At 70.7% G+C, this 10,616-nt stretch carries 10 protein-coding genes; 4 read left to right on the forward strand and 6 right to left on the reverse strand.

Going from position 1 to position 10,616, the window contains the following annotated elements:
- Nucleotides 1-81: 81 nt before the first annotated feature.
- Nucleotides 82-654, reverse strand: coding sequence for a TetR/AcrR family transcriptional regulator (locus AB0N06_RS18845; RefSeq protein ID WP_366135799.1), 573 nt, complete (start codon nucleotides 652-654; stop codon nucleotides 82-84).
- A 174-nt stretch (nucleotides 655-828) separates the two neighbouring features.
- Between AB0N06_RS18845 and AB0N06_RS18850 the strand changes: the two genes are divergently transcribed.
- Nucleotides 829-4,110 carry a S41 family peptidase gene (locus AB0N06_RS18850; RefSeq protein WP_366135800.1) on the forward strand — a complete coding sequence of 1,094 codons (3,282 nt, stop codon included), beginning with the start codon at nucleotides 829-831 and terminating at the stop codon, nucleotides 4,108-4,110.
- Between the two features lie 114 nt (nucleotides 4,111-4,224).
- Here the strand turns inward: AB0N06_RS18850 and AB0N06_RS18855 are convergent, their stop codons facing one another.
- The 4 genes from AB0N06_RS18855 to AB0N06_RS18870 all read right to left on the reverse strand — a co-directional run bounded on the left by AB0N06_RS18855 (nucleotide 4,225) and on the right by AB0N06_RS18870 (nucleotide 7,898).
- Nucleotides 4,225-4,404 carry a hypothetical protein gene (locus AB0N06_RS18855; RefSeq protein WP_366135801.1) on the reverse strand — a complete coding sequence of 60 codons (180 nt, stop codon included), beginning with the start codon at nucleotides 4,402-4,404 and terminating at the stop codon, nucleotides 4,225-4,227.
- A gap of 97 nt (nucleotides 4,405-4,501) precedes the next feature.
- Nucleotides 4,502-5,395 carry an SDR family oxidoreductase gene (locus AB0N06_RS18860; RefSeq protein ID WP_366135802.1) on the reverse strand — a complete coding sequence of 298 codons (894 nt, stop codon included), beginning with the start codon at nucleotides 5,393-5,395 and terminating at the stop codon, nucleotides 4,502-4,504.
- A complete protein-coding gene (locus AB0N06_RS18865) occupies nucleotides 5,392-6,336 on the reverse strand; it encodes an alpha/beta hydrolase (RefSeq protein ID WP_366135803.1) in 945 nt (314 codons plus the stop codon). The genes AB0N06_RS18860 and AB0N06_RS18865 overlap by 4 nt, the downstream gene beginning before the upstream one ends.
- Complete coding sequence (locus AB0N06_RS18870; protein ID WP_366135804.1) at nucleotides 6,336-7,898, reverse strand: NAD(P)/FAD-dependent oxidoreductase; 1,563 nt, start codon at nucleotides 7,896-7,898, stop codon at nucleotides 6,336-6,338. The genes AB0N06_RS18865 and AB0N06_RS18870 overlap by 1 nt, the downstream gene beginning before the upstream one ends.
- A 168-nt stretch (nucleotides 7,899-8,066) precedes the next feature.
- Between AB0N06_RS18870 and AB0N06_RS18875 the strand changes: the two genes are divergently transcribed.
- The gene (locus tag AB0N06_RS18875) at nucleotides 8,067-8,765 is read left to right on the forward strand and encodes a MerR family transcriptional regulator (protein ID WP_366135812.1); all 699 of its coding nucleotides are present in this window, start codon (nucleotides 8,067-8,069) and stop codon (nucleotides 8,763-8,765) included.
- Between the two features lie 195 nt (nucleotides 8,766-8,960).
- Nucleotides 8,961-9,236 (forward strand): DUF2087 domain-containing protein, encoded by a 276-nt coding sequence (locus AB0N06_RS18880; protein ID WP_366135805.1) that lies wholly within the window; start codon nucleotides 8,961-8,963, stop codon nucleotides 9,234-9,236.
- A 6-nt stretch (nucleotides 9,237-9,242) separates the two neighbouring features.
- Here AB0N06_RS18880 and AB0N06_RS18885 read toward each other — a convergent pair whose 3' ends face one another.
- Entirely contained in the window at nucleotides 9,243-10,058 is an 816-nt protein-coding gene (locus AB0N06_RS18885) for an exodeoxyribonuclease III (RefSeq protein ID WP_366135806.1), read from the reverse strand.
- Nucleotides 10,059-10,108: 50 nt separating this feature from the next.
- Here AB0N06_RS18885 and AB0N06_RS18890 point away from each other — a divergent pair, with 50 nt between their 5' ends.
- Nucleotides 10,109-10,594, forward strand: a complete 486-nt coding sequence (locus AB0N06_RS18890; protein WP_366135807.1) for a GNAT family N-acetyltransferase — start codon at nucleotides 10,109-10,111, stop codon at nucleotides 10,592-10,594.
- Nucleotides 10,595-10,616 lie beyond the last annotated feature (22 nt).

Raw genomic sequence — 10,616 nt, forward strand, 5'->3', positions numbered from 1 at the left:
AAGGGCGTGGTGAACCAGCCCGACGACGAGAGCGGCGTGTCAGGTGAGGCTTGGGGAGAGGGCCGTACGGAAGGGACGGGGTCAGACGCCGAGAGCGGGGAGGATCACGGAGTCGACGTAGTCGGTGAGAAACGCGTGGTCGATGGGGCGGTCCTCGACCAGCTGCCGAGCGGTGAAAGCACCGACCAGCATGTGCGGTACATATTTCAGCGCCGGGTTGTCCGGACGCAGTTCACCCCGGTCCACGGCTCGGCGGAGCAGCGCGTCGAGGCCGGTTATCTCCGGCTCGATGAGCAGTTCACGCAGTGCCTCGTGCAGATCGGAATTGTGGTGGACGGCTTGCATCAGGCCCCGCATCAGCGCGGAGCTTCTCTGCATCTGGCAGTCGTTGGTCCGGCCCAGCGCGGCATGGAAATCTCCGCGCAGCGAACCGGTGTCGATCTCGGCAAGGTCGCCCGGCTTGTCGTGGCGCAGCGCCTTGACGACCAGCTCCGGCTTGCTCCCCCACTGGCGGTAGAGGGTGGCCTTGCTGGAGCGGGTACGGGCGGCGACGGCATCCATGGTCAGGGCGTCGTAGCCGACCTCGCGCAGCAGGTCGAGCACCGCGGCGTACAGCTCGCTCTCGCGCTCGGGCGTGAGACGGGTGCGTGCCATGGGCCGACCTCCTCTCCTGCGACTCGTACGACAGTCAGTCGAACGAAACTGTTTCGTACACATCGAAGGTACCCCGCCGCTGAGCGAAACCGCATCGTTTCGCTTGTGTGTTGCACCACAGCGTCTTCCGCACCACGAGTTGCCGCGTCCCGCTCACGCGGAAAGCATTGGGGGGTGAGTGACGACGTCGCGTATCTCCGTTTCCCGCACCTTCACAAGGACCTGCTCTGCTTCGCGGCCGAGGACGACCTCTGGGTCTCTCCCCTTGCTCCCGAGGGGCAGGGGCCCGGCCGGGCGTGGCGGGTGACCGTCGACCGGACGCGGGTCAGTCACCCGCGCTTCTCGCCCGGCGGGACCCGTATCGCGTACACGACCTGGCGCACCCTGGATCCCGAGATCCATCTCGCCCCGGTCGAGGGCGGACCGGCCCGCCGGCTCACCTACTGGGGGTCGACCGACGCCCGGGTCTGCGGCTGGACCCCCGATCCGGACGAGACGTCGCACATCCTCGCCGTGTCCTCGCACGCGCAGCCGTTCTCGTACTTCTCCTGGGCCTACAGCCTTCCCACGGACGGCTCTCCCGGCGGCAAGCTCCCGTGGGGTCCGGTCTCCGACATCGCGGTCGCGGACATCGACGGCGAACGGCGCACCCTCCTGCTCACCGGCACACCCCCGCACGAACCGGCCGGCTGGAAGCGGTACCGGGGCGGGGCGATGGGGCGGCTGTGGCTGCACGGCAAGCGACTGCTGCCCGATATCGGCGGCCACCTGGACTCGCCGATGTTCGTCGCCGGCCGGATCGCCTTCCTCTCCGACCACGAGGGCGTCGGCAACCTGTACTCCTGCCTGCCCGACGGCTCCGACCTGCGCCGCCACACCGACCACGACGCCTTCTACGCCCGGCACGCGTCCAGCGACGGACGCCGGGTGGTCTATCAGTGCGCGGGCGAGCTGTGGCTGGTCGACGACCTCGAATCACCGGACGCGGTGCCGCGGAAGCTGCCGGTGCGGCTCGGCGGGCCGCGGGCCGGGCGGCGTACGTACCAGGTGCCCGCCGCTACCAATGTCGACTCGCTGTCCGTGGACGAGACGGGCCGGGCGAGCGCCGTCTCGGTCCGCGGCAGTCTGTACTGGCTGACCCACCGCGACGGGCCCGCCCGCACGATCGCCGACACCCCCGGGGTCCGGGTCCGGCTGCCCGAGATGCTCGGCAGCATGGGCCAGGTCGCCTACGTGACGGACGCGGACGGCGAGGACGCCATCGAGATCGCGTACCTGCCGCGCGCCAGCGGTGACCGGGCACCGCGCCGGCTGGCCTCCGGGCAGGTCGGCCGGGTCCACGAACTGATCGCCGACCCGGAGGGCGAACGGCTCGCGATCGCCACGCACGACGGCCGGCTGCTGCTCCTCGACACGGCCGAGGAGTCCACCGGGGAACCGGCCGAGCTGATCCGCTCCATCAACGGACCGGTCCGCGATCTGGCGTTCTCACCGGACGGCGCCTGGCTGACCTGGTCGCATCCCGGGATCGGCCGCTCGCTGCGGCAGATCAAACTGGCCCGGATCATGGGAGCGGGCGCCCCGGTGATCGTCGATGTCACCAACGGCCGCTTCGAGGACCAGAACCCGGTGTTCACCGGCGACGGCCGGTATCTCGCGTTCCTCTCCTGGCGCGGCTTCGACCCGGTGTACGACGTGCACACCGGTGACCTCTCCTTCCCGCTCGGCTGCCGCCCGTACCTGGTGCCGCTCTCCTCCGCCACCCCGTCCCCCTTCGCACTCTCACCGGAGGGGCGCCCGGCGGCGGGCGGCCTCGACCCGGGCGACACCCCGGAAGCGACTCCGGCCGAAGGAGCCACGGTCACGGTCGAGTTCGAGGGGCTGGAGAACCGGGTGACGCCGTTCCCGGTCACCGCGTCGAAGTACTCGGCGCTGCACCCGGTCAGCGGCGGCGGGCTCGTCTGGCTGCGCTGGCCGATCTCGGGCGCGCTCGGCGAGACGTTCGCCAACCCGGCCGACATGTCGGGCCGTCCCACGCTCGAACACTTCAACATCACGAAGGCCAGGAAGACCGAACTCGTCGTCCATCTCGACTGGTTCGCCGTCAGCGGCGACGCAACCCGGCTGGTCGTCATGGACGACGGAGAACTGCGCGCCGTACCGGCCACCGAGGCCGGCGACAGCGACTCGACGGTCTATCTCGACCTGCGGCGGATCCTGCACGATGTCGACCCGGCGGCGGAATGGCGGCAGGCGTACGGGGAAGCGGGCCGCATCATCCGCTCCTACTTCTGGGAACCCGACATGTGCGGCATCGACTGGCCGGGCGTACTTGACCAGTACCGTCCGCTGGTCGAACGGGTCGCGACTCCCGACGAGTTCGCGGACCTGCTGCGCGAGGTCCTCGGCGAACTGGGCACCTCGCACGCGTACGTGGGACCCGCCCGCCGCAACGAGGGCCCACCGCACTACCAGCGGGCGATCGGACTGCTCGGCGCGAACCTGGTGTGCCGGGACGGCAAGTGGCTGGTCCGGCGGATCCTGCCGGGCGACTCCTCGGACTCCAAGGCGCGTTCACCGCTCGCCGGCACGGGCATCCGGGACGGCGCGATCCTCACCCACGTGGACGGCCGCCCGGTGGATCCGGTCGCGGGCCCCTACCCCCTCCTCTCCCAGGCGGGCGGGACCACCGTCGAACTCACCTTCTGCCCGCCCGGGGGCGAAGGCCCCTCCCGCCGCGTCGCCGTCGTCCCCTTGGTCGACGAGCGCCCGCTCCGCTACCAGGACTGGGTCGCCAAACGCCGCGAAGTCGTACGGGAGCTGAGTGCCGGCAAGTGCGGCTACCTGCACATCCCCGACATGGGCGGCTCCGGCTGGGCCCAGTTCAACCGCGACCTGCGGATGGAGGTCTCCCGCCCCGCCCTGATCGTCGACGTACGCGGCAACGCGGGCGGCCACATCAGCGAGCTGGTCGTCGAGAAACTGACCCGCACGATCCTCGGCTGGGATCTGACCCGCAATGCCCAGCCGGTCTCGTACGCCTCCAACGCCCCCCGCGGCCCGGTGGTGGCTCTCGCCGACGAGGCGACCTCCTCCGACGGCGACATGATCACCGCCGTGTTCCGCCTGCTGGAACTGGGCCCGGTGGTGGGCCAGCGGACATGGGGCGGGGTCGTCGGCATGACGGGCCGGCACCGGTTGGGCGACGGCACGGTGATCACGGTGCCGATGAACGCGGCGTGGTTCGACGCGTACGGATGGTCGATCGAGAACCACGGTGTCGAACCGGACGTGGAAGCGCTGCGCACTCCGCTGGACTGGGCAGAGGGCCGGCACGCGGTGCTGGACGACGCGGTGCACATCGCGCTCGAACTCCTGAAGTCCCACCCGGCGTCGACCCCACCGACCTACGAGGACGCCCCGAACCGCGTACGGCCACCGCTGCCGCCGCGATAGCCACCAACCACATCGACACATCAAGCCCGTCCGGCGATTGAGGACTTGGGGATCAGGTCCCACACACGCGAGAGGCGCGTCCGGTCTCCCGAACGCGCCCCTCGCACCGACGAGTCAGGACTCGTCGTCGTACCGGTCACGCGCCCCCTGCGCCGCGTCCCGGGCCTTGCCCCGCGGCCGTTCCGACGCAGCGGACGTCCGCCCGCGCGGCTCGCCCTTCTTCTCGCCCGTGTTCTTCTTCGCCTGCTCGGCGAGCTCCTGCGCCTTGTCCTTGAACTGGTCTGCGATACCCATGCTGTTCACTCCTAGTGGAATGCTCGGGATGCGTTGGGGGGTGACCCCGTTGGGGCCTCGACCAGACTTACATGGCAGGACATCTCACGCATTTCGATCACTTACGCTGCGTGCTCGCACCCCGCGCGACCTCGTCCGCAGCGCCTCCGGCGCCCACAAGTCCCTTGCTCACGCCCTCCAGCCGCGACCCGAACCGCTTCATCTCGCGCTGCCCGACCACCCCGATGACCGCAGGCAGGTATCCCCGCACCGATTGCATGCCGCGCAGCCACCGCTGCGCGTACACATGCGCCGAACGCCGCTCGATGCCTGCCACGATCCGGTCGACCGCCGGGCCCAGCGGATACGTGCGGTTCGCCGGCCACGGCAGCCGCTGCCGCAACTCCCGCATGACGTCGTCCTCGTCGGCACCCCGCACCATGTCGGTGTCCGTCCAGGACAGATAGCCGACGCCGACCTTCACGCCCCGGTGTCCGACCTCCGCCCGCAGACTGTGTGCGAACGCCTCCACGCCCGACTTCGACGCGCAGTACGCGGTCATCATCGGCGCCGGAGTGATCGCGGCGAGCGACGCGATCTGCAGGAAGTAGCCGCGGCTCTCCGTCAGTACGGGCAGGAACGCCCGCCCTGTCACCGCGCCGCCGATCAGATTGACCTCGATGACCCGCCGCCACGCCTGCGGGTCGGAGTCGGCCAACGGCCCGCCCGAGGCGACCCCGGCGTTGGCGACGACCACATCGACCTTGCCGAAGCGCTCCTTCACCTCCTGCGCGACCCGTGCCATCGCCACATGGTCGGTGACGTCCACGTACCAGTGGTCGCTCTCCGCGTGCAGCCGCTCGGAGACCTTCTTCAGCTCGTCCGGCTCCAGGCCGACCAGCGCCAGCTTCGCGCCGCGCGCCGAGAGCTTGCGGGCCAGCAGCTCGCCCACGCCGCGCGCCGCGCCGGTGACGACCACGACCTGTCCTTCGAGACTGCGCCTGCCGCTCATACGACCTCCTCCTCAACAGTGCCACTGACCGTCCCGGTGGCAGCGGTGACATACCCGGCGACCAGTTCCCGGATTCTCGCGGTGACCGCCTCCGGCGCCTCCACCGGTGTCATGTGGCCCATCCCCGCCAACTCGGTGAGCCCCAGGCATTCGGGCAGCGCCGCCGCGAGGGCGCGCGCGTGGACGGGCGGCGTCAGCCGGTCCTCCGTACCCGCGATCACAGCGGCCGGCACTCGCAACTCCCTTACGCTCGCGTCGAGATCGAGCTCCGCGAGCACATGCCCCCAGGAGACCCGGGCCGCCCGCGGGCAGGCGTGCACGATCCGGGCACAGGACTCGACCCGCTCCGGGGCCGAACCGGCGCCCATCGTCGCGTACTTGAGGATCCGCTTCGAGACGGGTGTGACCGGCCCGAGCGGAGCCCGCGCCCCGAGGATCGCGCGGGTGATCCGGGTGCGGACCGCGCCGGCCCGCATCGGTACGACGCGCGACTCGGCGATCAGCCGCGAACTGCCGGTGCTGCACAGCAGTACGGCTGCCGCGTGCTCGCGCAGCCCGGCCCGCCGTGAGGCGGCCATCAGCGTCATGCCGCCCATGGAGTGCCCGGCGAGCACCGCCTGTTCGCCGGGGGCCAGTGCGGTGGCCAGCACCGCTTCGAGGTCGTCGGCGAGCGCGCCGGTGCTGTACCCCTCGGGGCGGACGGCGGGCGTGCGGCCGTGGCCGCGCTGGTCGTAGGTGACGACCCGGTGGTCGACCGCCAGGTCCCGGATCTGCTCGGCCCAGAAATGGGTGTTGCAGGTCCAGCCGTGCGCGAGCACGACCGCGGGGGCGCCGTCCGGCCCGTGCAGCTCGACGTGGATGCGGGAGCCGTCGGCGGAGACGGCGGTCAGTTCGCGCGCGGGCACCGGCGGGGCGTCCTCGCGCCGCAGCGTCCTGCTCATCACGCGGCCTCCTCCACGACGGCCTTCCCGTCGACGGCGGTCTCGGCGGCATCGGCCTTCCGGGGCCGGATGACCTCGTACTCCCCGAGGTCCACCGTCCGTGTCTCCCGGCGGAACTCACGTGTCGTTCCCGGCCAGACCGTGGTGTTGCGCCCACCCGCGTCCAGATACCAGCTGGTGCAGCCACCGGTGTTCCACACGGTCCGCTTCATCCGTTCCTGGACCCGCCGGTTCCACGCCCCGACCGCCGACGTCCGCGCACCGAGCGCGGCCCGCCCGCCCAGGACGTTCAGCTGGCGCAGATAGTCCGCCATGTAGTTCAGCTGGGACTCGATCATCAGGATCATGGAGGAGTTCCCGAGCCCCGTGTTGGGGCCGATGATCGTCATCCAGTTGGGGAAGCCCGCCGCCGTCGCGCCCCGCAGCGACTGCATGCCGTCCTTCCAGGAATCGGCGAGCGTGATGCCTTCCGCGCCGACGACCCGGTCGGCGATCGGCATGTCCGTCACATGGAAGCCGGTGCCGAAGATGATCGCGTCGACCTCGGCCTCCGTGCCTCCCCCAGAGACTCCGTCCTGGGAGGTGCCCCCTCCGGCGACGACGGTCGAGCCGCGCACCTCGGTCAGCCCGGAGGCGACCACATCCACGTTGGGCTGGGCGAGCGCCGGGTAGTACGTGCTGGAGAGCAGAATCCGCTTGCAGCCGATGCGGTACGAGGGCGTCAGCTTGGCCCGCAGCGCGGGATCCTTGATGGCCCGCGCGATGTTGGACTTGGCCATCTTCTCCACCAGGCCGAGCTCGTCGGGGTGCTTGGTGAAGGCGCCGACCTGCACCTCCCTTATGCCCCACAGCAGTCCACGGCGCGCGGTGCCGGTGAACGGAAGCGCGCGGTGCAGCCACCGCTCGGCGCCACTGATGTTCCGGTCCATGCGCGGCATGACCCACGGCGGGGTGCGCTGGAACAGGGTCAGCCTGCCGGCCTTCGGCTGGATCGCCGGCACGATCTGGATCGCGGAGGCGCCGGTGCCGACCATGGCGACGCGCTTGCCGGTCAGGTCGTAGTCGTGGTCCCAGCGGGCCGAATGGAAGACCTTGCCGGGGAAGCCGGCGAGACCGGGTATGTCCGGCGTCTTCGGGTCGGAGAGCGGGCCGGTCGCGGAGACGACGACATCGGCGACGATCGTCGTCCCGTTCGCGGACTCGATCACCCAGTTCAGCTCGTCGTTGTCCCACCGCATCATGGTCACTTCATGGCCCAGCCTGATGTGCGGGCGCAGCCCGAAGGTGTCGGCGACACGTTCCAGGTAGGCGCGGATGTGCTCCTGCCCGGAGAAGGTGCGCGGCCAGTCCGGGTTGGGGGCGAACGAGAACGAGTAGAGGTGGGACGGTACGTCGCAGGCGCAGCCGGGGTAGCTGTTGTCGCGCCAGGCGCCACCGACGGAGTCGGCCCGCTCCAGGACGACGAAGTCGGTGATGCCTTCGCGGCGCAGCCGGACCGCGGCCCCCAGGCCCCCGAATCCGGATCCGATCACCGCCACTCGTACATGCTCGTGCTGGGCCATGCCGGCGCCTCCCGCGGTACGTCACACGACTCTGCCAGCAATCGCTGGCATCGTTGGGAGAGTAGAGCAGCCCCGTACCGATGGGTAGGGGTCCGGCCAGGGAAAGTTACCGGCGGTACAACATAGGGTGCGATGGTGGCTGAAGGACGTGAGCACCGCGAATACCGCATGGAGGAGCTGGCCAAGGAGGCCGGCATCCCCGTGCGGACCCTGCGCTTCTACCGGGAGCGCGGCCTGATCGCGCCACCACGCCGGGAGGGGCGCATCGCCTGGTACGACGACCACCACCTGGCCCGGCTGCGGACCATCACCGGACTGCTGGAGCGCGGTCACACCCTCACCGGCATCGCCGATCTGGCCCGCACCTTCGAGAGCGGCCGCGATGTCGCCGAGGTGCTGGGGCTGGGCGAGCCGACCGAGGAGACCCTGGTCCGCCTCACGCCCGAACAGCTCGCGGACCACTTCGAGGGCGAGGTCACCCCGGAGAACCTCGCCGCCGCCCTGGACCTGGGCTATCTCGCCACCGACGGCGACCGGATCGTGCACATCAGCCGCCGCCTGCTGGAAGCGTCGGCGGAGCTGGTACGCGAGGGCGTGCCGCTCTCCGCGGTACTCGCGGCGGGCCGCCGGGTCCGGGAACACGCGGACGCCCTCGCCGAACTCTTCGTGCAGGTGCTCCAGGCCCACACCGCCCAGACCGAACCGCACCGACTCCGCCCGCTCGCCCACGCCGTGGTGGACGCCGAGCTCTCCATGGCCCTGGACCGACGGCTGCGCCGCGACGCCGGAGCGCAGCAGCCGAAGGAACCAGAGCCGCAATCCTCCCGCGACAAGTCGTCGAACAGCACGGAAGCTCACGACAAGTGACTACGCACCACACGCCCCCGGACGATGAACGCCTTGGGCAGCTGCGCGGCCTGTCGGGCGACACCACCCGACGGACCCTCCGCGCCTCACGGGTACGGCGGCAACGCACCGGGGTCCCGTCCGGCGGGGCGCAGGAGCCGACCGCCCCGACGAAACCGCGTTGACCGCCCCTCCCCCGTACGCCAGGCTTCCCCCATGTCCGACAACGATCCGAGCGGTTCGCACGGGGTTGCCGCCCTGTTCTCCCGCGGGCGGCTGGCCACGATCCCGCGCAAGCCGGCCCGCCGCGAGCAGCTGCTCGCCCACTTGGCGCAGTCCCTGTTCGAGCCGGACCGCACGTACACCGAGCGCGAGGTCAACGAGGCGCTGCTCACCGTGCACGACGACTTCGCGGCGCTGCGCCGTTTCCTGGTCGTGGCAGGCCTGCTGACCCGCTCCAAGGACGGCAGCAGCTACCGGCGGGCCGGGTAGAGGCCCCTACCGCCCGAAGACGGCCGTCACCGGCGCGTGGTCGCTCCACCGCTCGCCGTGCGTGGCGGCCCGCTCCACCCATGCCTTTGTCGCACGCCCGGCGAGACCGGGGGTCGCCACCTGGTAGTCGATGCGCCAGCCCGCGTCATTGTCGAAGGCGCGCCCCCGGTAGGACCACCAGGAGTACGGTCCCGTCTCGTCCGGGTGCAGCGCCCGCACCACGTCCACGTACGCGGCCTCGTCGAAGACCCGGGTCAGCCAGGCCCGCTCCTCCGGCAGGAAGCCGGCACGCTTCTGGTTGTCCTTCCAGTTCTTCAGGTCGGCCTCCCGGTGGGCGATGTTCCAGTCGCCGCACACCAGCACCTCACGGCCGTCGGCCGCGGACCGCTCCCTGAGCCCCTTCAGATACGGCAGGAAGGCGGCCATGAAACGCTCCTTCTCGTCCTGCCGCTCCGTACCCACCTCGCCGGATGGCAGGTACAGGCTCGCCACCGTGACACCGGGCAGGTCGACCTCGACGTACCGGCCGCTGTCGTCGAACTCCTCGCTCCCGGCGTCCCCGAACCCGCTGAACCCGATCTGCACCCGCTCCGGCGCCCGGCGCGTGTAGAGCGAGACCCCGGCTCGCCCCTTGGCAGCGGCCGGTGCGTGCACGGTGTGCCACCCGTCGGGCTCACGCACCTCGGCGGCGAGCTGCTGCGGCTCGGCGCGCACTTCCTGCAGGCAGATCACATCGGCGTCGGTCTGCGCCAGCCACTCGGTGAAGCCCTTTTTCGCGGCGGCGCGGAGCCCGTTCACATTTACGGTGGTCACGGTGAGCATCCCGGCACAGTACCGACAACCACAGGCCGCATACATGTACCATATTCTGCATGGATATCCAGCCTCGGTCGTTCGACCACCCTGACGCCGTCAAACTCAACGCCGAGGTGCAGCTCGAGTATGCCGAGCGCTACGGGGACGAGGGCGATGTCACACCGCTCGACCCGTCCATGTTCCGGCCGCCGAACGGTCTGTATCTGCTCGCCTACGACGAGTCGGGCGCGCCGCTCGCCACCGGCGGCTGGCGTACGCAGGACCGGAACGAGGAGGGCTACTCGGACGGCGACGCCGAACTCAAGCGGATGTTCGTGGTACGGGAGGGCCGCGGACGGGGTCTGGCCCGCCGCATCCTCGCCACCCTCGAAGCGGACGCACGGGCTGCGGGGCGCACCCGGATGGTGCTGGAGACCGGCGACCAGCAGCCGGAGGCGATCGCGCTGTACACCTCCAGCGGCTACACCCCCTGCGAGAAGTTCGGCCACTACCGCACGTACGAGAGCAGCCGCTGCTTCGCCAAACCGCTTCAGGAGTCGTGATCCAGGTCCTGTCCCGGTCCAG

The organism is Streptomyces sp. NPDC051020, from assembly GCF_040683105.1.
Classification (GTDB): Bacteria; Actinomycetota; Actinomycetes; order Streptomycetales; family Streptomycetaceae; genus Streptomyces.

Bases quoted from the DNA above. Each gene is read 5' to 3' on its own strand.
- AB0N06_RS18865 (WP_366135803.1), bottom strand. From the start codon at position 6,336: ATGAGCAGGACGCTGCGGCGCGAGGACGCCCCGCCGGTGCCCGCGCGC.
- AB0N06_RS18875 (WP_366135812.1), top strand. From the start codon at position 8,067: ATGGAGGAGCTGGCCAAGGAGGCCGGCATCCCCGTGCGGACCCTGCGC.
- AB0N06_RS18855 (WP_366135801.1), bottom strand. From the start codon at position 4,404: ATGGGTATCGCAGACCAGTTCAAGGACAAGGCGCAGGAGCTCGCCGAG.
- AB0N06_RS18845 (WP_366135799.1), bottom strand. From the start codon at position 654: ATGGCACGCACCCGTCTCACGCCCGAGCGCGAGAGCGAGCTGTACGCC.
- AB0N06_RS18880 (WP_366135805.1), top strand. From the start codon at position 8,961: ATGTCCGACAACGATCCGAGCGGTTCGCACGGGGTTGCCGCCCTGTTC.
- AB0N06_RS18870 (WP_366135804.1), bottom strand. From the start codon at position 7,898: ATGGCCCAGCACGAGCATGTACGAGTGGCGGTGATCGGATCCGGATTC.
- AB0N06_RS18885 (WP_366135806.1), bottom strand. From the start codon at position 10,058: ATGCTCACCGTGACCACCGTAAATGTGAACGGGCTCCGCGCCGCCGCG.
- AB0N06_RS18860 (WP_366135802.1), bottom strand. From the start codon at position 5,395: ATGAGCGGCAGGCGCAGTCTCGAAGGACAGGTCGTGGTCGTCACCGGC.
- AB0N06_RS18890 (WP_366135807.1), top strand. From the start codon at position 10,109: ATGGATATCCAGCCTCGGTCGTTCGACCACCCTGACGCCGTCAAACTC.